20 protein-coding genes and 2 tRNA genes are annotated in these 25,330 nt (G+C 33.3%); 10 read left to right on the forward strand and 12 right to left on the reverse strand.

The window, feature by feature from the left end; genetic code table 11:
• Positions 1 to 10 precede the first annotated feature (10 nt).
• Entirely contained in the window at positions 11 to 1,774 is a 1,764-nt protein-coding gene (locus ACJTDF_RS03160) for an extracellular solute-binding protein (protein ID WP_407966211.1), read from the reverse strand.
• Between the two features lie 368 nt (positions 1,775 to 2,142).
• Here ACJTDF_RS03160 and ACJTDF_RS03165 point away from each other — a divergent pair, with 368 nt between their 5' ends.
• On the forward strand, positions 2,143 to 2,760 hold the full coding sequence (locus tag ACJTDF_RS03165) for an invasion associated locus B family protein (RefSeq protein ID WP_407966107.1): 618 nt from the start codon (positions 2,143 to 2,145) through the stop codon (positions 2,758 to 2,760).
• Positions 2,761 to 2,849: 89 nt separating this feature from the next.
• Here the strand turns inward: ACJTDF_RS03165 and ACJTDF_RS03170 are convergent, their stop codons facing one another.
• Positions 2,850 to 5,456, reverse strand: coding sequence for a ribonuclease E/G (locus ACJTDF_RS03170; protein WP_407966108.1), 2,607 nt, complete (start codon positions 5,454 to 5,456; stop codon positions 2,850 to 2,852).
• A gap of 577 nt (positions 5,457 to 6,033) precedes the next feature.
• Here ACJTDF_RS03170 and ACJTDF_RS03175 point away from each other — a divergent pair.
• The 3 genes from ACJTDF_RS03175 to prfB all read left to right on the forward strand — a co-directional run bounded on the left by ACJTDF_RS03175 (position 6,034) and on the right by prfB (position 11,152).
• On the forward strand, positions 6,034 to 7,263 hold the full coding sequence (locus ACJTDF_RS03175; RefSeq protein ID WP_407966109.1) for an N-acetylmuramoyl-L-alanine amidase: 1,230 nt from the start codon (positions 6,034 to 6,036) through the stop codon (positions 7,261 to 7,263).
• 156 nt (positions 7,264 to 7,419) lie between these two features.
• Entirely contained in the window at positions 7,420 to 9,885 is a 2,466-nt protein-coding gene (locus tag ACJTDF_RS03180) for a penicillin-binding protein 1A (protein WP_407966110.1), read from the forward strand.
• Between the two features lie 153 nt (positions 9,886 to 10,038).
• A protein-coding gene (gene prfB / locus ACJTDF_RS03185; protein WP_407966111.1) for a peptide chain release factor 2 occupies positions 10,039 to 11,152 on the forward strand; the annotation gives its coding sequence in 2 pieces (ribosomal slippage) (positions 10,039 to 10,107 and positions 10,109 to 11,152; 1,113 coding nt in all).
• A gap of 20 nt (positions 11,153 to 11,172) precedes the next feature.
• On the opposite strand, the gene ACJTDF_RS03190 is transcribed toward prfB, so the two are convergent.
• Both ACJTDF_RS03190 and tyrS read right to left on the reverse strand, forming a co-directional pair.
• A complete protein-coding gene (locus tag ACJTDF_RS03190) occupies positions 11,173 to 11,652 on the reverse strand; it encodes a peroxiredoxin (RefSeq protein ID WP_407966112.1) in 480 nt (159 codons plus the stop codon).
• Between the two features lie 134 nt (positions 11,653 to 11,786).
• Complete coding sequence (tyrS, locus tag ACJTDF_RS03195) at positions 11,787 to 13,040, reverse strand: tyrosine--tRNA ligase (RefSeq protein ID WP_407966113.1); 1,254 nt, start codon at positions 13,038 to 13,040, stop codon at positions 11,787 to 11,789.
• 777 nt (positions 13,041 to 13,817) lie between these two features.
• On the opposite strand from tyrS, the gene ACJTDF_RS03200 reads away from it, so the two are divergent.
• On the forward strand, positions 13,818 to 14,030 hold the full coding sequence (locus ACJTDF_RS03200; RefSeq protein ID WP_407966114.1) for a DUF3126 family protein: 213 nt from the start codon (positions 13,818 to 13,820) through the stop codon (positions 14,028 to 14,030).
• A 42-nt stretch (positions 14,031 to 14,072) separates the two neighbouring features.
• Here the strand turns inward: ACJTDF_RS03200 and radC are convergent, their stop codons facing one another.
• From radC to sfsA, 3 genes are read right to left on the reverse strand one after another with little or no spacing between them, the layout of a single operon-like run.
• Positions 14,073 to 14,867, reverse strand: a complete 795-nt coding sequence (gene radC, locus ACJTDF_RS03205; RefSeq protein ID WP_407966115.1) for a DNA repair protein RadC — start codon at positions 14,865 to 14,867, stop codon at positions 14,073 to 14,075.
• Positions 14,868 to 14,884: 17 nt separating this feature from the next.
• Positions 14,885 to 15,715 (reverse strand): type I methionyl aminopeptidase, encoded by an 831-nt coding sequence (gene map, locus ACJTDF_RS03210; protein ID WP_407966116.1) that lies wholly within the window; start codon positions 15,713 to 15,715, stop codon positions 14,885 to 14,887.
• A complete protein-coding gene (gene sfsA, locus ACJTDF_RS03215) occupies positions 15,708 to 16,421 on the reverse strand; it encodes a DNA/RNA nuclease SfsA (protein WP_407966117.1) in 714 nt (237 codons plus the stop codon). The genes map and sfsA overlap by 8 nt, the downstream gene beginning before the upstream one ends.
• A gap of 298 nt (positions 16,422 to 16,719) precedes the next feature.
• Between sfsA and ACJTDF_RS03220 the strand changes: the two genes are divergently transcribed.
• The 4 genes from ACJTDF_RS03220 to ttcA all read left to right on the forward strand — a co-directional run bounded on the left by ACJTDF_RS03220 (position 16,720) and on the right by ttcA (position 20,288).
• Entirely contained in the window at positions 16,720 to 17,541 is an 822-nt protein-coding gene (locus tag ACJTDF_RS03220) for an RNA methyltransferase (protein WP_407966118.1), read from the forward strand.
• 7 nt (positions 17,542 to 17,548) lie between these two features.
• A complete protein-coding gene (murI, locus tag ACJTDF_RS03225; protein ID WP_407966119.1) occupies positions 17,549 to 18,361 on the forward strand; it encodes a glutamate racemase in 813 nt (270 codons plus the stop codon).
• 174 nt (positions 18,362 to 18,535) lie between these two features.
• Positions 18,536 to 19,153 carry a 30S ribosomal protein S4 gene (gene rpsD, locus ACJTDF_RS03230; RefSeq protein ID WP_407966120.1) on the forward strand — a complete coding sequence of 206 codons (618 nt, stop codon included), beginning with the start codon at positions 18,536 to 18,538 and terminating at the stop codon, positions 19,151 to 19,153.
• 298 nt (positions 19,154 to 19,451) lie between these two features.
• Positions 19,452 to 20,288 carry a tRNA 2-thiocytidine(32) synthetase TtcA gene (gene ttcA, locus ACJTDF_RS03235; protein WP_407966121.1) on the forward strand — a complete coding sequence of 279 codons (837 nt, stop codon included), beginning with the start codon at positions 19,452 to 19,454 and terminating at the stop codon, positions 20,286 to 20,288.
• Positions 20,289 to 20,328: 40 nt separating this feature from the next.
• Here the strand turns inward: ttcA and rimO are convergent, their stop codons facing one another.
• A complete protein-coding gene (gene rimO, locus ACJTDF_RS03240; RefSeq protein ID WP_407966122.1) occupies positions 20,329 to 21,642 on the reverse strand; it encodes a 30S ribosomal protein S12 methylthiotransferase RimO in 1,314 nt (437 codons plus the stop codon).
• Between the two features lie 276 nt (positions 21,643 to 21,918).
• Here rimO and ACJTDF_RS03245 point away from each other — a divergent pair.
• Positions 21,919 to 21,994, forward strand: a tRNA-Lys gene (locus ACJTDF_RS03245).
• 573 nt (positions 21,995 to 22,567) lie between these two features.
• Here the strand turns inward: ACJTDF_RS03245 and ACJTDF_RS03250 are convergent.
• The 4 genes from ACJTDF_RS03250 to ACJTDF_RS03265 all read right to left on the reverse strand — a co-directional run bounded on the left by ACJTDF_RS03250 (position 22,568) and on the right by ACJTDF_RS03265 (position 25,308).
• Positions 22,568 to 22,657, reverse strand: a tRNA-Ser gene (locus ACJTDF_RS03250).
• A 457-nt stretch (positions 22,658 to 23,114) separates the two neighbouring features.
• Positions 23,115 to 23,438 carry a hypothetical protein gene (locus tag ACJTDF_RS03255; RefSeq protein ID WP_407966123.1) on the reverse strand — a complete coding sequence of 108 codons (324 nt, stop codon included), beginning with the start codon at positions 23,436 to 23,438 and terminating at the stop codon, positions 23,115 to 23,117.
• Entirely contained in the window at positions 23,416 to 23,763 is a 348-nt protein-coding gene (locus ACJTDF_RS03260) for a hypothetical protein (RefSeq protein ID WP_407966124.1), read from the reverse strand. The genes ACJTDF_RS03255 and ACJTDF_RS03260 overlap by 23 nt, the downstream gene beginning before the upstream one ends.
• Before the next feature lie 315 nt (positions 23,764 to 24,078).
• Positions 24,079 to 25,308 carry a UbiH/UbiF family hydroxylase gene (locus ACJTDF_RS03265; protein ID WP_407966125.1) on the reverse strand — a complete coding sequence of 410 codons (1,230 nt, stop codon included), beginning with the start codon at positions 25,306 to 25,308 and terminating at the stop codon, positions 24,079 to 24,081.
• Positions 25,309 to 25,330: the final 22 nt, after the last annotated feature.

Genomic DNA, 25,330 nt, shown 5'->3' on the forward strand with positions numbered 1-25,330 from the left:
TTTATATTTTTTACTCACGCCACCAAGCTTGAAGGCGATAACCATATAACGATGTATACGCAGGATGTTTAAGATATGACCATCTTGCTACCCATTGTTTAGGTAAATGATAAAGCGGTATATAATAACTGCCAGAAATCAAAATTCTATCTAAAGCACGCACGGCTGCAATAAATTCAGTTTCTGAGCGTGCGTCAAGTATTGCCGTTATCATAGCATCTATAGCGGGATCAGAGGTTCCTGCAAAATTAAAACTTCCTTTCAAATTTCGAGAAACAGAAGCCCACCGATTTATTTGTTCATTACCTGGTGACAGAGAATTTTTTAATTTGCCAATAATCATATCATAATCAAACATTCCTAAGCGATTTTGATATTGACTATCATCAACAGTTCTTATTTCAACATCGATACCAAGACGTGATAAATTGCTCTGAAATGCAAGCGCAACTTTTTCTTCTTCAAGTGATTGAGTCATAATTTCAAATTTAAAAGGCAAACCATCAGGAGTGATAGCTTTATTGTTTTTTCTAGTAAAACCTGCTTCTTGTAGAAGTGCCCAAGCCTTCTGAGCAAATTGACGCTCCATACCTGATCCATCTGTTTTAGGGATATGCCAATGTCCATTCATGACTTCAGGAAGAACAGCATCAGGATAAGGTGCTAAAAGTTCTTTTTCTTTTTCACTTGCTGGCTTTCCAATAGATGAGAGAATAGATCCATCCCAATAACCTTCTGTTCTAGTGTAGATACCATTAAAAAGATGATGATTAATCCACTCAAAATCAAAAAGCATCGAAAGTGCTTGTCGTACTTTTCTATCTTTAAAAATAGAACGGCGTGTATTAAATACAAAACCAATAAGATCGGCAGGTGTACCTTTCGAAAAACTTTCTTTTATAACTCGCCCTTCACGAATAGCTGGAAAATTATAAGAAAGCCGCCAGCGATTTGGATTGGTTTCAACGAAAATATCAATGAGTCCTTTTTTAAAAGCCTCAAAGTGTGCGGTATCATTGCGAAAATACTCTATTTGAATGGTATCAAAATTATTTAGTCCCTTATTAATAGGAAGATCCTTACCCCAATAGTCAGGATTGCGTTTATAGATAATTCGTTCACCTGGATCAACATGCTCAATAATGTAAGGACCACTACCTGGAATTTTAACTAAACCGTTTTTTTCAAAATCATCAACATTAATAGCATGTTTTGGCAATATTGGCATTACACTTGCCAAAAGAAGTGGAAGTTCACGATCTTTAGAGTGTAAAAAACGTATTGTAATACCATGAGAGCCAATTTTTTCGATAGACTCTATGCGTTTCATATATCGATCAAAGGGTGGTCTTCCCTTATCTTTTAGCAGTTCGATTGTGAATAAAACATCTTCAACTGTTATAGATTTTCCATCTGAGAAACGAGCTTTGGGATTAAGAAAGAAAGTAATTTCAGTACGTTCATCATTTAATTCAACTTTTTCTGCAAGAAGATTGTATAATGTAAAGGCCTCATCACGAGAACGTACCATCATTGTTTCATAAACAAGGCCAGAAAATCGCTCATCAGCCACAAGACCTTGTGCAGTTGTACGAAAACTACGGATGACGAATGGATTTAACCCATTAAATGTCCCAACGGCTCCATAGGTAATTTTTCCTTTTTTATTTGCATGAGGATCAGCATAAGGAAAATAGTCAAAATTATCAGATAATTTTGGTGTTCCATGCATAGCAATACCTGTTGCTATGACATTATGACAACAAAAGAACATTATGAAAGTCAGAAAAAATTTAAAGTAACGAGCGCTATGGCATGACATAGAGTTTTTTTTCATTATAATCTAACGATGATTCTTTAATTTTATTTCAAAGATTAGAATATTTTATGCATCAATTTGAAAAAAAAAGCTAATAAGATAAAAAAATGTGCTATACATAGTATATAAAAAGTTAATTAGTTATTCAATGAGCTTTCTTATTCTAGATTTTACTTTCTTCTTTGTACTAAAGTAATTAAAATAGAGAAATACCATTTTATAATTTAATTATACTTGATTGAAAATTATATTTAATGTCCTATCTGAAAGTTATTATATCTTAGAAATTGTTCTAAAGGCGTATTGAAAGGATTAGCTTAATCATGTCGCATAAAAATACTTACTTTTTTGTTTCAGTGTTAGCTGGAGCTGTTGCTTTTTTTCTTGCCATCCACACTCCAGTAAATGCACAGAGTTTATCTCAGGGATGGTATAAAGTTTGCAACAAACAACATGATGTTGATATTTGTAATACGATGAACACAGTTGTATCAGATACCGGTCAGCCTTTGACAGCTGTTAATTTAGTTGAAATAAAAGGCAAACAAAATGAACGACGCATAGGCCTTCAAATACCTACGGGGCGTTTATTACCAGAAGGTGTTCATATTCAAATTGGAGATGATTTCTCTAAAAAAATTCCTTATATTGTTTGTAATGCAACTAGCTGTATTGCCAACGATGTTTTAGATGATAAGCTAATTTCTGCTATGAAAGCTGGTTCAAAAATGGTCATAACTACTGTTAATCTGCGTGGAACAGCTAACCCTATAGAATTTTCTCTTAAGGGGTTTACTGCAGCATATACAGGTCCTGGCATAGATGAAAAAGCTTTTCAAGAAGAACAAATGAAATTACAAAAAGTTATTCAATCAAAGCAAAAAGAGATTGAAGATCGTATGAAAGCTGAACAAGAGAAAGCAAAACAAACAGTGAACTAAAGAAAAAAATTAAAAAAGTTTTTCAATTTATCTTTTAATATTCATCTGTTTAAACCGCTATAAAATATTTTATAGCGGTTCTTTGTTAATTATTTTTTTGAGAAAAAACCTTTACGTTTCCACCAACCTACACGCTCAGTTCTTTTATTAGTTTCAGCTTCTGATGATGTCACAATAGGTTCAGTAGATGTTGTCGCAACTGAAGAAGAAATATGTTCAACATTTTTTTCAATTACAGGTTCTTGTTCTGTCATTTCAGTCGTTTGTACAGATTTTTTAGTTGCTATTTTTCTTCGTATTTTCAATGTTAATTTTTTTGTATTTGTAGAAATCACTTCATTCGCGAGTTCATTTATTTCTTTTATTTTACTTTTCCGATTAGATTTGGTAACTAACTTTTCCTCAACAAGTTCTTGTTTTGGTGTTGTTATATTTTTGTCCTTTGTAAGGACTTCTTTATTTTGTAAAACTTCTGAAGATTTTACATTACGCTTTTTGGATTTAATAGCAGTAGGGCCTTCTATAATTTCATTTTTCTGTGTACTGCTTAAATGGTTTTTATAGTGGCTGTCTTTATTGAAGCCAACAGTCTCAGCAGCTGGAATATTATGATACTGGCGATATTCTGCTTTAATTTCTTCTAAAGCTTTCTTAGCAAAATCTCCAACAGGCTCTGCATAGGAGACACGAGACTGATAATTATTATTCTGATTACGGCGACCTCCACGGCGTCCACGACGACGCCCGCGGCGATGAGTATCTTCACCATTGGGAGTATCATTTTTATCAGCAGCAGAAGAAATACTATCATTATTAGATTCAATTTGGTGGTTTTTACGCTGATGTCGTTTGTTGTTTTCAACGGTTTTGTTTTTAATTAGGGCAGCATTTTCAATTTCTTTTATATCATTATCTTCAATAACTGTTGAAGAAAAAGGATCTCCCTTTGCTATTGAGCTTTTAGAAATAGCGAAGTGTTGTGTTCCAACACTATCATCTGCTTCAATGTTAATACTGAGCCCAAAACGTGTTTCTAAATTAACAAGAATATGGCGTTTATGATTTAGTACATAGAGTGCTATTGTTACGGGTGTGCGTACAATAATATTATGTTGTGAATTGTGAAGTAGATATTCTTCAATTGAACGCATAACATGTAAAGCGATCGATGATTCAGAGCGTATATTTCCAGTTCCAGCGCAATGTGGGCAAGGTTGTGTAGTGCTTTCTAGAACGGATACACGAATACGTTGACGACTCATTTCCATAAGACCAAAATGTGAGATATGACCAACCTGAATGCGAGCGCGATCGTGCTTTAAACAATCTTTTAATTTTTTTTCAACAAGCTTAATATTCCGATTTTCTAGCATATCAATGAAATCAATTACAATTAAACCTGCAAGGTCACGTAAACGTAATTGACGTGCTATTTCTTCTGCGGCTTCAAGATTGGTTTGTAAGGCTGTTTTTTCAACAGAATGCTCTTTAGTAGAACGACCAGAATTTACATCAATAGCGACGAGTGCTTCTGTTTGGTTAATTACCAAATAACCTCCAGATTTTAAATTAACCTGCGGATGCAACATTTTATCAAGCTGAGTTTCGATATTATGATGCGTGAAAATAGGAGTAGTATCACGATAAGGTTGAACAACTTTCGCATGACTTGGTATGAGCATGCGCATAAAGTCTTTAGCTTCGCGATATCCTTGATCTCCCGAAACGAGAATTTCATTAATATTTTTATCATAAAGATCACGAATAGAACGCTTTATAAGATTACTTTCTTCGTGAATTAAACACGGCGCAGTTGATTTAAGTGTTAAGGTGCGAATAGTATCCCATAGGCGCATGAGGTATTCATAATCACGTTTAATTTCAGCTTTTGTTCTATTTGCTCCAGCTGTTCGTAAAATAACTCCCATACCTTTCGGAACTTCTAGTTCTTTTACAATATCTTTAAGACGTTTGCGATCTTGTATATTAGTGATCTTCCGTGAAATACCGCCACCTCGAGCTGTGTTAGGCATTAAAACAGAATAGCGACCCGCTAGAGACAAATAAGTCGTGAGTGCTGCGCCTTTATTACCACGCTCTTCTTTGATTACTTGAACTAATAAAATTTGACGGCGCTTAATGACTTCTTGAATTTTATATTGACGCCCCTGTTTACGCGGATAGGCAGGTAATTCTTCAAGTGCATCTTCTGCTCCAACCATTTCGATATCATCATTGGAAACATCCAGTATTTCTTCAACATCATCAGCTATAATTTCTTCAGATAGAAGATCATTTTCAATATTCGTTGCTATAACATTATTATTTTTATTTTTTTTTATTTTTTTTAAGCGTTTTTTATTTAGGGTTGTTTCCTCAATGGGAGCATCCTCATAATTTTCATTAATAGCAGCTTTCTCCTCTTCAAGCAGAGCAAGGCGATCGGCAACAGGAATTTGATAATAATCAGGATGAATTTCTGCAAAGGTTAAAAAACCATGGCGATTACCACCATATTCAATAAAAGCAGCTTGCAGCGACGGTTCTATACGCGTAATACGCGCTAAATAAATATTTCCTTTAAGTTGTTTTTTATGTTCTGATTCAAAGTCAAGTTCTTCAATTTTATTACCATGAACGACAACAACACGTGTTTCCTCTGGATGAGAGGCATCGATAAGCATTTTGTTTGACATAAGTTAAAATCCTGAAGGCGACATGTATAACTTTATTTAAATAAACAGTATAATTATTTGCAAAAATAAAGAGCTGTCTGCCATAAAAAAGGGAGGCCGATATAGCTAAACAGACTGCCATATGCAAACACATTACAGCATTTACTTTCATTGCTCTTGTCTGTCTTATATGACTCATATTTTTAAGTCTCCGGCAAAACAATTTCGATAATAGTTTGGATAACCAAACCAATGAATCTTAAATCACGCAATCCTACTGTATTGAGGAATAAAGACTTTTTACTTATAAAAAGCATAAACGCATAGTATGCGATAAATCTTTTAAAGACAACTTAATATGAATTATCAATAATTTTACCAATACTAGATGGTTACATCACCTAAGAATCTTAATATATTCTTTTATGTTGATATTATGCTTTTGGCAAGTAATAATGTAATTTCTGAATAATACAATATAATCACTGTCTTAAATTTGATTTTTTTGATATTTTGTGGCTAAAAGATTCAACGCTTAAATTGAAAAAATAATATATACTTTAAAACTAATAGCGAATACAAAAAAAGCATTTCACTTATGATTAAACGATTCTTTAATAAAAAGCCAAAAATTGGTTATAGAAATGTTTTTTTGCATCTTGTATGCTATTTACTATTTTTTTTAATGTTTCAGCCTCATATTCAAGCTGCCAATGCATTAAAATTTATTAATTTGCAAACCGTTAATGTTAATTCGTCTACACGTATTATTGCAGTTTTTGATGCTGAACCAAATTTTTATTTAGAGATTTTAAATACACCTACACGTTTGGTTATTAATTTACCTATAGTTGATTTTTCAACACAAGATAAATCTCTAAACAACAAAAATATTTTGTCAGATATGCTATTAGATGTACGTTATGATTTTTCTGATATGCGAGATTCACGTATTATTCTTACGAGCAAAACTGCCTTTTCTATAAAAAATAGTAGAGTAGAAAAATTAGATAATGGCTTATGGCAAATATTAATTGATATTACTCAAAGTTCACAGAAAGCTTTTAACGAATCACTACAAAATCAAGAAAAAATTCATCGTGATATAAAAAAACAAATAAGTTCAGAAAGTCATTTTCACGTTGTTCTTGATCCTGGTCATGGTGGAATTGATAGTGGAGCACAAGGTGTTACTGGAGTTTTAGAAAAAAATATAACACTTGTTTTTGCTCGTGCATTACGGGATGAATTAAAAAAAGACTCTAGTATTCACGTTATCTTAACACGTGACTCTGACGAATTTTTAAGGTTAAGCGAAAGAGTCAAAAAAACACAAGATTTTGACGCTGATCTTTTTATATCCATTCATGCAGATAGTATTAATATTCCTTCCCTTCGTGGTGTTACAGTATATACTCTCTCTGATAAAGCCTCTGACGCTATTGCAAAGTCTTTAGCTGATCATGAAAATAAAGTAGATTTTTTTGATGGATTAATAGCAGAAGAAACAGCTGAAGTTACAGATATTTTAATTGATCTTATTCGACGTGAAACTCAGATATTCTCGATTGATTTTGCTAATCGTGTTATTTTAAATTTATCAAAAAATAAAATCAATTTGATAAATAAACCTCATCGATATGCTGATTTTTTAGTTTTAAAAGCTTCAGATATCCCTTCTATTTTGATAGAGATAGGTTATTTATCTAATAAAGAAGATGAACAATTACTAAATGATTCCCAATGGAGAAAAAAAATGGTTACTGCTATTGCTAACTCTATTCGCCAATTTGCAGCAGATCGGCAGAAAACTATACAGTCTCTTTAAGTATATGGGAAGATAGAGTAAACAATATTAATATTTTATATGAAAATAAATAATAGTCTTATATTTGTCTCAATATTAGTAAAAATTACATTTCATTAGCGGTAAATTAAAGTATGTTCCGTCTGATAAATTTTAAAGAGAGTGATACCCATTTCAATGATAATTTTTTTTAGATGTTTTTTGAATTTTTCTAAAGTTATTGCGCTTTGTGGAGCAATGATGTGGGTAATAATGACTCCTAATCAAGCTAAAGAGCTTCCTGATTATGAGGTTCTTTCATTATATGAGCCACCTGTGATGACTCGTGTTCATGCTGCAAATGGTCATCTTATGGCCGAATTTGCCAACAAATATCGCCTTTATTTACCTATCAAATCAATACCGAAGATTCTTAAAGAAGCTTTTATTGCAGCTGAAGATAAAAATTTTTATCATCATTTTGGCTTAGATCCTGCTGGGCTCTTTAGAGCTCTAATCAAAAACATTATGAATATTGGTTCTGGCCAACGTCCACAAGGAGCTTCAACTATTACACAACAGGTTGCTAAAAACTTTTTTTTAAGCTCAGATGCAACATTTGAGCGTAAATTAAAAGAAGCCATCTTAGCAATGCGTATTGAAAAAACTTATTCAAAAGATCATATTCTTGAACTTTATCTCAATGAAATTTACCTTGGTCGTGGTACTTATGGTGTTGCAGCAGCTTCACTGACCTATTTTAATAAGCCTGTGAGTGAACTTACTTTGGAAGAATGTGCTTATTTGGCTGCTCTTCCTAAAGGTCCAGCAAATTACGATCCATTCAAGCATATACAGCGTGCCATTGATCGGAGAAATTGGGTTATAGATAGAATGGTTGCAAATGGATATGTAACGCCAGAACGAGGTGAGAAAGCTAAAGAAAAGCCTTTGGGAGCAGTGATACGCGGTCGTGATAGCTATGTTTTTGCTGCTGATTATTTTGCTGAAGAAATACGCCGTCATTTAATGAATCTCTATGGAGCCACAACACTTTATGAAGGTGGGCTTTCAGTTCGTGCAACACTTGATCCAAATTTTCAACTTATTGCGCAACGTTCTTTGAGAAATGGTTTAATTAGATTTGATCATTTGCAGGGATGGCGTGGGCCTTATAAACATATCAATATCGGAGATGATTGGGATAGTGTACTCAAAGGTATTGCTGGATTAAGTGATGTACCTGAATGGCGTTTAGCGGTTGTTCTTTCTACTGACACTAATACAGTAAAAATTGGTTTACAGCCACAGAATCAAAATTCAGGTTTATTATCACAAAAAAAAGAAATTGCTACATTATCCGAATCTGAATCAAAATGGGCATTGAGTGTTATTGACAAAAATGGTGATCGAAAAACTGTTCAGAGTTTATCGAATGTCTTGCAAGTTGGAGATGTTATTTTTGTCGAAAAAATATCAAATAGTAATGATACTTATCGTTTACAACAAATCCCCAAAATTGAAGGGGCTATTGTTGCTATGGAACCTCATACAGGACGTGTTCTTGCAATGGTAGGAGGTTTTTCCTTTTCTGAATCTCAATTTAATCGTGCAACGCAAGCTTATCGCCAAACAGGTTCTGCTTTTAAGCCCTTTGTTTATGCTGCAGCGCTCGATAATGGATATACACCAGCATCAGTAATTTTAGACGGTCCCGTTGAAGTACGTCAAACTAATGGGCAAATCTGGCGACCTAAAAATTATGGTGGTACATTTGCAGGACCTTCTACATTACGTTATGGAATTGAACACTCTCGTAATCTTATGACTGTGCGGCTTGCCAATGATATGGGCATGTCTATTGTTGCTGAATATGCAGAGCGTTTTGGTCTTACAGATAAATTGCAACCTTATCTTCCCATGGCTTTAGGAGCTGGAGAAACAACACTTTTACGGATGGTAACAGCTTATTCAGTTATTGCTAATGGTGGACGTTCTATTAAACCTTCTCTTATAGATCGAATTCAAGATCGTTACGGCAGAACTATTTACCGTCACGATAACCGTCTATGTGAAAATTGTAATGTTCAATCGTGGGATAATCAAAGCGAACCGACATTAATCGATGAACGAGATCAAGTTCTTGATTCTATGACGGCTTATCAAATTACATCTATGATGGAAGGAGCTGTTCAACGTGGTACAGCTGCACGTTTACGTTATCTTAATCGGCATATCGCTGGTAAAACGGGTACAACCAATAATTCTAAAGATATATGGTTCGTAGGATTTACACCTGACCTTGTTGTTGGTGTTTTCATGGGATATGATCAACCAGCTTCATTGGGATATAACGAAACAGGAAGTTCATTAGGAATACCAGTTTTTGGTGAATTTATACAAGCTGCTCTGCAAGGCAAACCAGATGTGCCGTTTAAAGTGCCAGAAGATATGATTTTAATGCCAATTAATCGCAAAACAGGCATGCTTGCTCAAGCAGGAGATAATGATGTTATCATAGAAGCATTTAAACCAGGAACTGGCCCTGCTGATATATATCAAGTGATTGGTGGAACAGATTTTTTTCAAGAAGGAATTCCAGCCGTCACTACTTCTCCACAAGTTAATAAAGCTCTTCAAGATGGTAGCGGTGGATTATATTGATTTGAAAAGAAATTCTTTTGATAGGGTAACAGATATGAATAATATTCGCCGTATTATTCATAATTGAGATGTAATAAATAACTTTGTAAAATTATTAGAATAAAAAATTCAAAAAAATTATTATTTTAAAAATAATGACTAAGGTGTTAAATTATGAGAGCAGAAATAGAAACATTAGTCGGTGAAATTCAGCAGGCGATTAGTTTGCTAAGGAGGCATCTTTAACTGGGAGGAGTCACTAAAACGCCTTGAGTATCTCAATCAAAAAGCAGAAGATCCATTGCTTTGGAATGATGCGCAAAAAGCACAAGATATGATGCGTGAACGTCAAAATCTCGAAGACTCGATGAATAGCACTCAGTTGTTTGCACAAAGGCTTGAGGAATGTATCGAGCTAATAGCAATGGGTGAAGAAGAAAATGACGTAGGAATTATTACTGAAACTGAAAATACAATACGTCAACTTAAAAGCGAAATAGACAAGCGACAAATTGAGATGCTTCTTTCAGGAGAAGCAGATTCAAACGATACTTATTTAGAAATTCACGCTGGAGCAGGGGGAACAGAAAGCCAAGATTGGGCCTCTATGCTTTTGCGTATGTACACTCGTTGGGCTGAACAGCATAAAATGAAAGTTGAAGTACTAGAAACTCATGATGGTGAAGAAGCAGGTATAAAATCAGCTACTATTCTTGTAAAAGGACATAATGCTTATGGTTTGTTAAAGACTGAATCAGGCGTTCATCGTTTAGTTCGTATTTCACCATATGACTCAAATTCAAAACGACATACCTCTTTTGCAAGCATTTGGGTTTATCCGGTTGTTGATGAAAATATTGAAGTTGATCTATCAGAAGCAGATGTTCGTATTGATACGTATCGTGCATCAGGCGCTGGAGGGCAACATGTTAATACTACAGATTCCGCAGTACGTATTACGCATATAAAAACTGGTATTGTTGTTCAATGTCAAACGGAACGCTCTCAACATAAAAATAGAGCAACAGCTTGGTCAATGTTACGCGCACGCCTTTATGAAGAAGAACTAAAAAAACGAGAAGAAGAAATTAACGCAGTTGAGGCGTCTAAAACAGAAATTGGCTGGGGACATCAAATTAGATCTTATGTTCTTCAGCCCTATCAGCTTGTTAAAGATTCGCGTACAGGACTTGAAAATACTGATCCACAAACTGTGCTCAATGGTGATTTAGATACGTTTATAGAAGCCGCACTTGCTCAACGCGTTCACGGAAAAAACAAGAATTGAGAGATATTAATTATGTAGTATTATCCTACAGCACACAGAGCACACGCAGCGGCTAAAACATTTTCAGCGTGTCCAGATACACAAACTTTACGCCATTCTTCAGCGATTTTTCCAGTTGAATCAATTAGAAAAGTACTTCGTTCAACACCCATGTATTTACGTCCATACATGCTTTTTTCAACCCAAACGCCGTAAGCATCAAGTGTAGTTTTTTCTTCATCTGAAACAAGGATAATATCAAGTTTATGTTTTATTTTAAATTTATCATGTTTAGCAATATTATCTGGAGATATACCAATGATCGTGACTCCGATTTCATTAAATTTCTCTTTTAATCGGGTAAAATCAATCGCTTCATTTGTGCATCCACTTGTGTCATCTTTTGGATAAAAATATAAAACAACTGATTTTCCTTTAAAATCAGAAAGGCTTAATTGGCCTCCACCATCACGCGGCAAATTAAAATTAGGAGCGGTATCACCTTTCATGAGTCTTGTCATTAAATTATCTCTCTTTGTTATGTAAAATCATTTCATAAGATATGAACGTATAGCACAAAATTATTCAATTATAGGATAGATTACTCAGAAAACTTTTCTCTATCATAATATGGTGTACTAATATAAATAAATAATTATACTGGTTTAATTAAAACATGTTTTTTCTTACCAAAAGACAACTTAATTACTTCATTTGCATTGACATCTTTTTCAACAATAAGGTGCGTTTCATCTTCAATAATTTGATCATTTACACGTACACCACTGCCTTGGATATATCGACGTGCCTCACTATTTGATTTAGCGAGCCCTGCTTGCACTAAAAGAGTAAGCACTCCAATGCCTGCTTTTAATTCTGTAGCATTGATTTTAATACTTGGAAGATTTTCTCCAAACATTTTTTCTTCAAAGGTCTTACGTGCGGTTTCTAACGCTTCATTTGCGAGAGTGCGACCATGTAGCATTGCTGTAACTTCTGTTGCTAAAATCTTTTTTGCTTCATTAATTTCAGTACCTTTTAATGCAGAAAGTTTAGCGATCTCGGTCATTGGTAATGTAGTATAAAGCTTTAAAAATCGTGTAACATCAAGATCTTCTGTATTACGCCAATATTGCCAAAATTGATAAGGAGAAAACATATCTGCATTGAGCCATATAGCACCATTGAATGACTTACCCATTTTGACACCAGAAGAAGTTGTAAGTAATGGTGAAGTTAATGCGTATAATTGGGGTGTTTCTAAGCGATGTCCTAATTCAATACCATTTACAATATTACCCCATTGGTCAGAACCACCCATTTGTACCCGTAAGCCATAACGCTTATTAAGTTCCACGAAATCATAAGCTTGCAGAATCATATAATTGAATTCAAGAAATGATAAAGAATGCTCACGTTCGAGTCTTAGTCGAACAGAATCAAATGATAACATGCGATTAACTGAAAAATATTTTCCTACATTGCGTAAAAATTCTAGATAGTTTAAATGGCATAGCCATTCAGCATTATTCACAATACATGCATCAGTTTTTTTATTGCCGAATGTTAAGTAATTCGTAAATATTTTTTTAATGCTCATGATATTTTCAGTAATATCATTGTGTGTTAAAAGACGCCGAGCTTCGTCTTTAAAGGAAGGATCACCAATTAAGCCTGTTCCACCACCCATTAATATAATAGGGCGGTGACCAGTTTTCTGTAACCAATGAAGCATCATAATTTGAAGAAGGCTTCCAGCATGTAGGCTCGAAGCTGTAGGATCAAACCCAATATAAGCAGTTACGGTTTCCTTTAAAAAAAGATCATCTAAGCCTTTTTCATCTGAAATTTGATGAATGAATCCCCGTTCGCTCATAATATGTAAAAATTCAGATTTAAAAGCAAACATGAATCTCATTCCCTCTAACTATATATCTGTTTATATATTGTGCACTTAATACAATTTTTATCATCAAATGGTACACTTTTCACAAGAAACGAGAATTTTAGCGAATATAATGATAGATTGATAAAAGGAGAAAATATATAAAAAACAATAAATTATGTTTTTGTTTTTTTGAATCCTTATCAAATTCTTATATTTTAATGCATAATATAATTGCTCGCTTTTGATAAAAAATGCAATATACGAGCTTTTATAAAAAAATTACAATAATCGCAATTACGAGATTTACAAATAATTGTAATAATTAAAATGTATGATATTGGATTTAAAATGAATTTATAATCTTAACTTTAGAATATCTAATAATACTAATTCATTGAATAAATTATCTATTTTTTTATTTTCTTTAATATCAAAATGAGTAAAAATCTAAATAAAAATTTTCCATAAGATTTTATAAAAGATAAGTAATAACGTGTGGTGTATTCAATGAAATATAGAATCTATCTATCATAACAGTTCTAAAAGATGTAATGAGTGCTAAAATTTTTATTTATGCATCGAAGAAAAGCCTTTATGCCATATATTATCGGATAAATTTTAACATTACAAATTTTATGTAAAGATCATTTAGTAAAGTTTATAAAAAGTAATCTTGCTTATACATATATTATTGATTGAGGATTTAGACAAAATTTCTATCTTTACCAATGGTAATAAGAGCTGCTTATTGATACAATAATGTTTTAAGTTAGTAATCTCAAAATAGAGGAGAGTACAGTGAATGTTGATGAAATGAAAAAACTTGATAGTTATTTTAAAACCAAATTTCAAAATTCATCCTTACAAATAAAGGCACGACCTAAAAAGAATGATTCTTGCGAAGTTTATATAGGAGATGAGTTTTTAGGTATTATTTATCGCGATGAAGAGGATAATGAAGTATCTTACAATTTTTCTATGGCCATATTAGGTATCGACTTAGATAATTGATATATGATTGTAATTAAACAGAATTTCTCTCTAAGTGAATTTTTATATAAGCTTTAAGTCTTTAAAACTTGTATAATTATTACGTGCGATAATAATGTGATCATGAATAGTAATTTCTAATGCGTTTGCAGCGTCTTTTAATCTATGTGTCATCGATATATCTGCTTTAGAAGGTGAAGCATTCCCTGAAGGGTGGTTATGAATTAAGATCAATCCTGATGCCGATAATTCCAAAGCTCGAGAAATTACTTCACGAGGATAAACAGGGGTATGATCAATAGTTCCAGTTTGTTGTACTTCATCGGAAATCAAACCGTTCCTTTTGTCAAGAAATAACACACGAAATTGCTCACGCGTTTCATGAGCCATTACGGCTTTGCAGTAAGCTAATACTTTATCCCATGAAGAAAAAATATCACGTTTATACAATTGTGCACGAGCAAGACGTCCTGCTACATCTGAAATAATTTTTAGATCGATAGCAGTAGCTGGACCACATCCTTCAATTTCTTGAAGTCGATGAATATCCGCTGTCAACACATCAGCTAATGAACCAAAATTCGCTAATAAATTTTTAGCTATTGGTTTGATGTCAGCTCGAAGAATAGTACGAGAAAGCAATAGTTCAAGATATTCATAATCTTCAATCGCGTTACCCTTTGTTTTTAAATAGCGTTTACGAAGACGTTCACGATGTCCTTGATAATGTCTATTTACTTTTGAATTTTTCTTAATTTTTTTATTATTCCTTTGTGGCACTGGATGAGTTGGAACACTTGATGTTAGTTCAAAGGAACTATTTTCGGCGCCTCCATTTTTATTAGTCTTTTTTGCCATGATATTTCTACATTTATTTAAGCAGGTGAATTTAAAGTATAAAAAATGTTTTTAGGAGACTGAGTGAATATTTCACATCCTTCACTTGTTACGCCAATTGTATGTTCGTATTGTGCCGTAAGAGAACGATCCCGGGTAACAGCAGTCCAACCATCCGATAAAAGCTTAATTTGTGGTTTGCCAAGATTAATCATAGGCTCAATAGTAAATATCATGCCTTGTTTAAGCTCTACACCTTCGCCTGGTTTTCCATAATGTAAAATATTTGGTGCATCATGAAAAAGTTGACCAATTCCATGTCCACAAAAATCTCTTACAACGGAGCAGCGCTCAGATTCTGCATAATGTTGAATAGCAGCACCAATATCACCTGTAGTTGCTCCAGGTTTGACTGCAGCAATTCCTCTCATGAGGCTTTCATGAGTTATTTGTAATAAGCGTTCTGCAGCGCGCTTGATTTTTCCAACAGGATACATACGGCTTGAGTCTCCATGCCAACCATTGAGAATAAATGTGACGTCAATATTAACAATATCACCTGCTTGTAAGGGTTTTTCATTTGGTATGCCATGGCAAACAACATGATTGATAGATGTACAACACGAATGACCATATCCATGATAATTCAGATCAGCGGGCAAAGCATTTCGCTCAGCTCCAAAAACAAAAACGAAATCATCAATTTCTTGTGTTGTAACACCAGGCTTAATAATGTCGGTGAGTGCATCAAGACATTCTGCTGCAATTCGACCAACTTTACGCATTTGAGAAAAAGCATAATCATCGAAAATACGGATTTGACCATTAAATTTTAAGGGAGCTTTATTATATTCAATATAACTAACCATTTTTTTTGCTATTTTCTATCTTTACTTGATGAATCGGAAAAATACCTTCGACACTTACGTGGCATTTTATAGCATAAAATTCTACCCCTGATTTTAATGCTAAATCAAATTTACATCCATAAACGGGATCAAGGTCATGGCAAATTTTAAAAGCGGAACAGTCCTCTCGTTGAATTACATACAACATGGCAGCTCGTTTTCCTTGTTGCACAATTTTTATAAGTTCTTCAAGATGGCGTGCACCACGTTTTGTTATGGTATCAGGAAATTCTGCTAATTGCTTTTGGCGAATAAAATGGACATTTTTTACTTCTAAATAACATTCAGGCAAATCGTTATTGCGTAAGAGAAAATCAATACGTGATTGGCCGTAGCGTTGTTCGCTCAAAATTGTTTTATAATCACTAAATTCAGGCAATATCCCACCTTGAATTGCTTCCAAAGCAAGTTTATTTGCTAAAGTTGCATTAATACCAACTAAGGTATTATCTGCTTCAACAATTTCTAATCGATACGGATATTTCCGTTTTGGATCATCACTATACGAAAGCCAAACATTAGAATCAGAAGTTGTTAATCCAAGCATCGAACCAGTATTAGGAACAGAAACCGTAAAGATGTGTTGATCATTCTTTTTGACATCAGCAAGAAAGCGTTTATAACGACAAATAAGTTTTGCAGGATGAAGTTTGGAAACAAAGAACATAAGGCCTTTATTAAAATGTATGATTTTTTAATTCAACTCGGATCATAATAAAGAAGTTATACTAACGTTATCTTAGCGCTTAAATAGCGTCTTTATAATTATTGTTATAAATATTTTAGTTATTTTTCTTTCAAAGTTCATTATTCTATTGACTATTCAATCAATAGAATAGCATCATTTACAAAAATAAATTAGTTATGGTTGTCCTCAATAAGGTTATTTTATGAAATATTCATTTAAAAAGTTGCATTCAAAAAATTAATAATGAAGGCATAATTTATGAAAACTGGTGAAGTAAATGGCCGGAACAAATAGAAAATGTCAAAACGTAATGAATGGCCCAATTATTGTTTTAGTTGAGCCACAATTATCAGAAAATATTGGTATGGTAGCAAGGGCGATGGCCAATTTTGGTTTATCAAAACTTCGACTTGTTAAACCACGAGAAATATTTCCAAATGAAAAAGTTAAGGCTACGGCCAGCAAAGCAGATCATATCATTAATGATACACTAATATTTGATACATTATGCGATGCAATTGCGGATTTAAATTATGTTTACGCTACGACAGCACGTGAAAGATGTGGTTTTAAAACTGTTAAAAGTGCTGTAGAAGCTGCAAATATTTTGCGTTATTATGAGAATATTGGTCATAAAACAGGTATTTTATTTGGAAGAGAAAGGTGGGGATTGGAAAATAATGAAATTAGCCTTGCTGATGAGATTATTACTTTTCCAGTTAATCCTGCTTTCGCATCACTTAATATAGCGCAAGCCGTTTTGTTAATAGCTTACGAATGGATGAAATCAGGCTTGGAAGATTTGAGTGATACGGCTTTTCGTGCAATAAAGTTAAAACCAGCCGATAAAGCAACACTTCATGGTTTTTTATCACAGTTGGAAGATGCTTTAGATGTTCGTGGATATTTTAGACCTCAAGAGCGTAAAGAAGTAATGGTTACAAATATACGCTCTGTTTTTACACGCGCAAATTTTAGCGAGTCTGAAATTCAGCTCTTACGAGGTGTTATATCTTCACTGGATCATTTTTCGCCTAAATTTCCGCGGGGTAGTGGAGCCCCCGAAGGGCGTGATCGCAAAAAATTAAAAAAAATGTGAATACTTAATGAGTGAACAACCTCTTCTTTTTTTTGATAGTGGTATTGGTGGACTAACAATATTAAGAGAAGTACGCCTTTTTGTTTCCGAATACCAATTTATTTATGTTGCTGATGATGCAGGATTTCCCTATGGTATCTGGGAAGAGGAGATGTTAAAACACCGTATTTTAAAGATTTTTACATATCTTCTAGAACTTTATAATCCTGCTTTATGTGTGATTGCTTGCAATACAGCTTCTACATTAATGATAGAAGATTTACGACGAGAATTTCCTAATATTCGTTTTGTAGGAACTGTTCCTGCAATTAAATTAGCTGCTGAACAAACAAAATCTGGTGTTATTTCAGTATTAGCAACTCCTGGCACAGTTAAACGTGCATACACACATGAATTAATCAATTCTTTTGCTGGTCAATGTTATGTACAGCTTGTAGGAAGTGAAAAGCTAGCAGGATTTGCTGAAAATTATTTACGTGGTTATCCTATCAATTATGAAGAATTACGCCATGAAATTTTGCCATGCTTTATTGAGAAAAATGGCAAATTAACTGATATTATTGTCTTAGCTTGTACACATTATCCTTTTTTGATCAACTTATTTCGTGAACAAGCTTTATGGCCAGTTGATTGGATCGATCCAGCAAAAGCTATAGCTAAACACATAAGATCATTATTACCAATGAAAATCCAAAACAAGAATATGAAGGAATATACAGATTTCACTTTGTTTACATCACAAAATATAAGCCCTTCAACTGAAAATTTATTGCAAAAGTTTCACTTAAAAATAATGAAGGGAGTTGACTTTAAATTGTAAGATAAGTAGAAGCTAGAATGTTTTTTCTGAGAAAGATCATTAATTGACGTGTCCCGTGGGTAATTTGCAGTTAATGCAGGTGTTGTCCTGTCGGTTTTCTTTTTTGAAAACAGAGGAGGGTGCGTTTCCTTAAGATCTAATTTTTGATCTTATTTTTTATTTAAAGGAAATGCGATGAGTAAACGCGAAACAACAAAACATAAAATTGACCGCCGTATGGGAGAAAATATCTGGGGGCGTCCAAAATCTCCAGTTAATCGTCGTGAATATGGTCCTGGACAACATGGTCAACGCCGTAAAGGGAAACTTTCTGATTATGGAGTCCAGTTGCGCGCTAAGCAAAAATTAAAAGGGTTTTATGGCGATATTTCAGAAAAGCAATTTCGCAAAACTTATGAAGAGGCTGCTCGTCGTCGTGGAGATACAGGTGAAAATCTTATAGGTCTTTTAGAGTCGCGTTTGGATGCTATTGTTTATCGTGCAAAGTTTGTGCCTACCATTTTTGCTTCTCGTCAATTTATTAATCATGGTCATGTTAATGTAAATGGTCGGCGTACAAATATTCAGTCATACCGTTGTAAACCAGGAGATGTGATTGAGGTCCGTGAAAAATCAAAACAACTTGTCTTAGTCTTGGAAGCTGTACAATTAGCTGAGCGTGATGTGCCTGAATATATTAGTGTAGATCATAACAAGATGAAAGCAACCTTTATCCGTATACCTGCTTTTGCAGATGTTCCGTATGCTGTTCATATGGAGCCCAATTTGGTTGTTGAGTTTTATTCTCGTTAGCTTTTTAATACAGAGATCATTGTTTTAATTTTCTCTATATATCAAAATTGTTATGCTATAGCAGTGTTCTTGATAATAGAAACGGGTGGTATCTATTATTGTGCTCTATAGCAGTGCATTTTGATGATTTTTTCTTGTATAATTCAAACGTACAAATTGATTAAAATAGACTTAGATTATGTGATATGTCTGCTATTGGATTATAATTTATTATTGCAGGATTAAATCATTGTATTATACAGAGTTATGATATTATAAATTGAATTTTAATCAAATTTTGTGTGATGAAAAAAAAAATATGGATACGAGTGATCCTTTGGAAGAAAAGACTGATGATTGTCATCCGATGTTCCGGGTTGCTCCTTCAACTGTACAATTTAATAAATTACGTAAACGTCTTTTGCGCCATATAAGGCAGGCATTAGATGATTTTTCTATGCTCTCTTCAGGAAAAAAATGGCTTATTGCCTTATCAGGTGGAAAAGATTCTTATGCTTTACTAGCACTTTTGCTTGATTTAAAATGGCGTGGTCTTCTACCTATTGACATTTTAGCTTGTAATCTTGATCAAGGTCAGCCAGCTTTTCCAAAGCATATTCTTCCTGATTTTTTAAATTACCATCAGATTCCATATCGCATTGAGTATCAAGATACTTATTCAATTGTTACAGATAAATTAACACAAACACAAACATATTGTTCACTTTGTTCTCGGTTGCGACGTGGACATTTATATCGGATTGCACGTGAAGAGGGATGCTCTGCTTTGGTACTTGGTCATCATCGTGATGATGTCTTAGAGACATTCCTTATGAATTTGTTCCATGGCGGCCGATTAGCAGCTATGCCTGGAAAACTTATAAATGATGAAAAAGATCTTTTTGTTTTACGTCCTCTTATCTATGCTGCTGAAGAAGATATAGAGAAATTTTCTCAAGCGATGCAATTCCCTATCATTCCTTGTAATTTTTGTGGGAGTCAAGATGGTTTACAGCGCAATGCAATGAAAAAAATGCTCAATGATATTGAAAAAAAAATGCCAGGACGCAAAGACATCATGATCCGTGCCTTGACAAATGTTCGTCCTAGTCATTTACTTGATAAAAAACTTTTTTCTTTTAAGAGTTTGTTATAATTATAAGATACTAGAAAATAAGTTTAAGTTGTTGATATTTTCAAATTACGTTTCCATAAAGATCATAAGAATCTGATTGCTCGATTTTAACAGTAACAAATTCACCTATACGAAGTGGTCTCCGAGATGATATATGCACAACACCATCTATTTCTGGAGAATCATATTTACTACGACCTTTAGCGATTTTACCTTGTGTTTCATCGATAAGAACTTGAAGTCTTTTTCCAATTTTTTTCTTTAAAAGATGTGCGGAAATTTTTTGTTGTTTTGTCATAAAGCGATGCCAACGTTGTTCTTTCACTTCTTCTGTAATATTTTCCAATCCAAGATCATTTGCTACAGCACCTTTCACTGCTTCATATTTGAAGCAGCCAGCACGTTCAATTTTTGCTTCCTCTAACCATTCAAGAAGCATATTAAAATCTTCATTGGTTTCTCCTGGAAAGCCAACAATAAATGTTGAACGTAACGTTAAATCCGGACAAATTTTTCGCCATCTTTCAATTCTACGGCTTATTTTTTCGACATGGGCAGGACGTTTCATATTACGTAAAACAGTTGGTGATGCATGCTGAAAAGGGATATCTAGATAAGGAAGAATTTTTCCTGCAGCCATGAGCTCAATAGCTTCATCAATATGAGGGTAAGGATATAAATAGTGCATTCTCACCCAAATTCCCATTTCACCTAGTTCGCGACAAAGATCTAAAAATTTTGTTTTGATAATGCGATTTTTCCAAACACTTTCAGCGTATTTAAGATCAATCCCGTATGCGCCAGTATCTTGAGAAATAACCAAAAGTTCTTTCACACCTGCTTGTACAAGTTTTTCTGCTTCGCGAAGAACATCGCTTATAGGGCGTGAAATGAGATTACCACGTAGAGTAGGGATAATACAAAAACTACACCGATTCGAACATCCTTCAGAAATTTTTAAATAAGCGTAATGGCGAGGTGTTAAACGAATACCTTGCGGAGGTACTAAATCTACAAAAGGATCATGAACTGGAGGTATTACTTTATGAACTGCTCGTATAACACTTTCGTAATCTTGTGGTCCAGTAATAGCTAATACATTAGGATGTGCTTGAAGAATAATATTAGGTTGAGCACCAAGACATCCGGTTACAATAACTTTTCCATTATTTTTGATAGCTTCATCAATATTAGCTAATGATTCATTTCGAGCAGAATCAATAAAACCACAGGTATTAACAATAACTAAATCAGCTCCTTTATGTTTATTTGAGATCTCGTAACCTTCAGAACGAAGGCGTGTGATAATGCGCTCAGAATCTACAAGTGCTTTTGGACAACCGAGAGAAACAAAACTAATACGAGGCGCTACCATAACAATTCCTGCAAATTCTTTAATGAAGGTCTCATTTGATTCATTATTTCTGCCATTTTACTACTTTTCTTAAGAAAGGTTATTTATTAAATAACTTTGTAAATTAAGTATTTAATTTCTTTTTGCGCTAAATATTTTATAAATCAAACTTACACTCTTATAGAATTTTAATAAATAAAATTAGAAAATGATATTTTTTTTAATAAAGTGTTGACCAAATGAAGAGTCAATCGTATGTTCGACCCACTTTCTATAAGCAAGATTAACTTGTTTGGGGAGCGCGTAGCTCAGCCGGTAGAGCAACTGACTTTTAATCAGTAGGTCCAGGGTTCGAATCCCTGCGCGCTCACCATATTTAAATAAAATCAGTAGATTATATATTCAGAAATTTTGCTTCTATTGATTCTTTTTAGTTTTTTTGGAGCTCTAAACTTGATTGTAGTCTTTTGATTGATTCTTTATGCTTATTTTAATAGTTGACGCTTTATTTATCACAGATAAATATTTTTTTTCCAATTGATTCGTATTGAATCATCACATCACAAACCGATGTAAAAAAACATTAATCCAAGAAGCATATTCATTTATCATGCACTATCGTTGTTAGCCTCATAGCATTCATGAAATGCTCTCTTGTATTGGCCAGTCTCCACAATATATTTGAAAAGAAAGAATTATGTATTGTCATTGACTCAAGCGTGGCAAAAAAATTTTAAAGCATAACAAATAAGGTGAACATTTCTGTGGGTGCCAACATGCGCAAAAGATCAAATCATAAAAATTAAAAAGACCTAAAAAACGATATTGACCCACATATATTTTAGAGAAAATATGTGAATTCCTATTCCCTAACCTTTATTTTGTTATCCTGCGCCTTAAAAAAACATGTACAAAATCAAAATATTATAGAACTATAAAAGTGCTGTGGCGGAGGGGGTGGGATTCGAACCCACGGTACAGTCTCCTGCACGCCGGTTTTCAAGACCGGTGCCTTAAACCACTCGACCACCCCTCCAAAGTAAATACAACTTTATTTAAAGAGCAATATACTTTTTACAAGGTTCTTTTAAAAGGTCAATGACCTAAATTGTATTTCTAAACATTTTAATTAAATCGTTTTAAGTATTTTTATCAAAATGAATAAACATTATCGATAATAGTAATACTTTTAAGAAGCCAGATTGTAAATTCTAATATTAAAAAGCAGAAAAGGGGGAGGAGGGCGATCATTCAAATTATGAACTTTTGTTTAGTTTTTTGTTCAAACACATAAAAATTACTTTGATCAAAACAGATTACTATTTTCGTCTTTTCAGAGATTAATATTTTATAACATTTATCATTAGAATACAGAAAAAACGCAATACTCTAACAAATATCAATTAACATGTTTGCAAGGTATAGTGAGCCAATTTAGCAAAATAATATAAATAAGGGAATTTTTTCTCACCACAAAACTTAAAAAATAATTATTACAAAATATTAAAATTATTTAAAAAATTGAAAACAATGCTAATAATAACACCTATTATTGATCCTACTGTAACGCCAATTATTATTCCAGCAGGAAGTGTTAGGCTTATACCTATTGCCACAATTGGGCCAAATCCTGGAAGAGCAATATAGCCATAATTCGCAAGAATTGCCGCAAGTGCTCCTGATAAACTACCATTGAGGCCTCCAATAAATGCTGAATCTTTAATACAATAATAGATTCTTTTCAAAAAGTTTTTTTCATAATTTTTTGAGTTAATATCGCTATGCGCTTTAAAATTAATCATATTTTTTTCTTTCATTTTGAATACTAATTGCTCCAGAATAATCAATGGATATAAGAAAATAACAGTTTTTAAATTCTACTAAAGCACGCCAAATACCTTGATCATCTAAACGTAATCGTTTAATATTTTTAAAACCATTTTCTGTAAGATGATTTTTGATTTGTGAAGCGGTGAATGAGTTTTTTCCTGCTTTGCTGTTTTTTTGAAAGAAAATATATTGGGATGTTTGATAACAGGGATCGTAATAAATATTTGTTGGTAAAGCTATAACGGTGGGCGAGATACAAACCATCACCATAAAAAGAATAATAGTTGCTCTAAAACTTTTATTTAGTTTCATTTATGTTTGCCATTGATTAAAAAAATCTCTAAAATATTTACTTTCATGTTAACTTAACCCTTTTATTCTTAATCGGTTCCCTAACATTTTATTTTCAAATCTTGTTTATCGAATAAATAAGATTGTTTTCGTTTTAACAAATTGTACGAAGGTTTGTTTTAATGCGTGCGCATTTATATATCGGTCTTTATTTATGAAAAAAACTTTTTAGGAATTTTCTAGCTACTAGAGCCTATATTAATAATGAAAAAAAATTCAAGATTTCCATTTTCATATGATAGACCCGTGCAGGGGTGAATAAGAACGTATTTTTTATTATTCAATCTTAATATTAGTTGATTTTGTTATAAACATATTCATAATTGTTTTTAAGCTATAACCATAACACATTCCTTCTCTCATAAATAAATTACGTAATGGTGAGCAATTACGTAACAATTCAAGCCCAACGCTACGCAAAATATGAACAGGTAGCATATTGGAGAGCAGAGTATAGCTAAGTGCATGGACAAATCCGCTTCGAGTAAAAATATCATATTTACGATGTTGATTATAATTCGCAGTGATTTTTTGAGAAATAGCAGTAGATATTTCATTAGGTATAAGATCAACCAAAGTTTGAATATCACGCATCCCTAAATTAAATCCCTGCGCACCAATAGGAGGAAAAACATGAGCTGCTTCTCCAACCAAAATTATTCTTTTAGCGGCAAAAAGATTAGGAATAAGGCCTAAAAGAGGCCATGTTTGAATTTTAGTTTCTATTTTTATTTCACCAAGAATTGATTGCATTTGATTTTCAATTATTTTTGCAACTGCTTCTAATTTCATATTCAAAAGCTCTTTAGCACGAGAGGAGTTACCAATCCATACAAGACTAGATTTATTTCCTGGTAAAGGAACCTGTGTAAAAAGACCATCTTTTGTATAAAATTCAGTTGATATATTTTGATGAGGTAAATTATGTGAAAAATTGAAAACAAGTGCTATTTGTGGGTAATTCCATTGTTTAATATTAATTCCAGCAGCAGCTCTTGTCGGAGAATAACGTCCGTCAGCAGCAACGGCAAGTGATGCTTTAATAACTTGTCTATCTTCAAGAGTAATACAAATATGATCTTTTTGATGATCAAAGTCTTTTGCTAAAGAAAAGAACCTGGTAATATTTGGTGTTTGTTTAATAGTATTGATCAAAGCGTCATTTAATTTTAAATTAGGTATATTATAACCGAAAGCTTTTTCACCAATTTCAGTGGAATGGAAATTTACAGTAGGAGCTCGTACAATCTGAGATGTTACATCAATAATTCTAATTGAAGATAAGGCAGCTGCATGACATTTTATAGTATCCCAAATACTGAGCGTTTGCAGCATACGGATTGTAGGCATCATAATAGCAGTTGTTCGTAATTCATCTATTGCAGCAGGTGGACCAATCAGAGATACAGAATGTCCTTTACGAGCAAGATTAAGTGCTGCTAACATACCAATTTGACTTGCACCAATAACAGCAATGTTTTGATGCATATTTTTTTTAGATATCACGATTGTTTAAGCCTTTTTAATA

It is taken from the genome of Bartonella bennetti, from assembly GCF_045945445.1.
GTDB lineage: Bacteria > Pseudomonadota > Alphaproteobacteria > Rhizobiales > Rhizobiaceae > Bartonella.

Excerpts from the sequence above, each read along its gene's own strand:
- ACJTDF_RS03160 (WP_407966211.1), bottom strand. The coding sequence starts at position 1,774 with ATGTTCTTTTGTTGTCATAATGTCATAGCAACAGGTATTGCTATGCAT.
- ACJTDF_RS03165 (WP_407966107.1), top strand. The coding sequence starts at position 2,143 with ATGTCGCATAAAAATACTTACTTTTTTGTTTCAGTGTTAGCTGGAGCT.
- ACJTDF_RS03170 (WP_407966108.1), bottom strand. The coding sequence starts at position 5,456 with ATGTCAAACAAAATGCTTATCGATGCCTCTCATCCAGAGGAAACACGT.
- ACJTDF_RS03175 (WP_407966109.1), top strand. The coding sequence starts at position 6,034 with ATGATTAAACGATTCTTTAATAAAAAGCCAAAAATTGGTTATAGAAAT.
- ACJTDF_RS03180 (WP_407966110.1), top strand. The coding sequence starts at position 7,420 with ATGATAATTTTTTTTAGATGTTTTTTGAATTTTTCTAAAGTTATTGCG.
- ACJTDF_RS03190 (WP_407966112.1), bottom strand. The coding sequence starts at position 11,652 with ATGACAAGACTCATGAAAGGTGATACCGCTCCTAATTTTAATTTGCCG.
- tyrS (WP_407966113.1), bottom strand. The coding sequence starts at position 13,040 with ATGTTTGCTTTTAAATCTGAATTTTTACATATTATGAGCGAACGGGGA.
- radC (WP_407966115.1), bottom strand. The coding sequence starts at position 14,867 with ATGGCAAAAAAGACTAATAAAAATGGAGGCGCCGAAAATAGTTCCTTT.
- map (WP_407966116.1), bottom strand. The coding sequence starts at position 15,715 with ATGGTTAGTTATATTGAATATAATAAAGCTCCCTTAAAATTTAATGGT.
- sfsA (WP_407966117.1), bottom strand. The coding sequence starts at position 16,421 with ATGTTCTTTGTTTCCAAACTTCATCCTGCAAAACTTATTTGTCGTTAT.
- ACJTDF_RS03220 (WP_407966118.1), top strand. The coding sequence starts at position 16,720 with ATGGCCGGAACAAATAGAAAATGTCAAAACGTAATGAATGGCCCAATT.
- murI (WP_407966119.1), top strand. The coding sequence starts at position 17,549 with ATGAGTGAACAACCTCTTCTTTTTTTTGATAGTGGTATTGGTGGACTA.
- rpsD (WP_407966120.1), top strand. The coding sequence starts at position 18,536 with ATGAGTAAACGCGAAACAACAAAACATAAAATTGACCGCCGTATGGGA.
- ttcA (WP_407966121.1), top strand. The coding sequence starts at position 19,452 with ATGGATACGAGTGATCCTTTGGAAGAAAAGACTGATGATTGTCATCCG.
- rimO (WP_407966122.1), bottom strand. The coding sequence starts at position 21,642 with ATGGTAGCGCCTCGTATTAGTTTTGTTTCTCTCGGTTGTCCAAAAGCA.
- ACJTDF_RS03255 (WP_407966123.1), bottom strand. The coding sequence starts at position 23,438 with ATGAAAGAAAAAAATATGATTAATTTTAAAGCGCATAGCGATATTAAC.
- ACJTDF_RS03260 (WP_407966124.1), bottom strand. The coding sequence starts at position 23,763 with ATGAAACTAAATAAAAGTTTTAGAGCAACTATTATTCTTTTTATGGTG.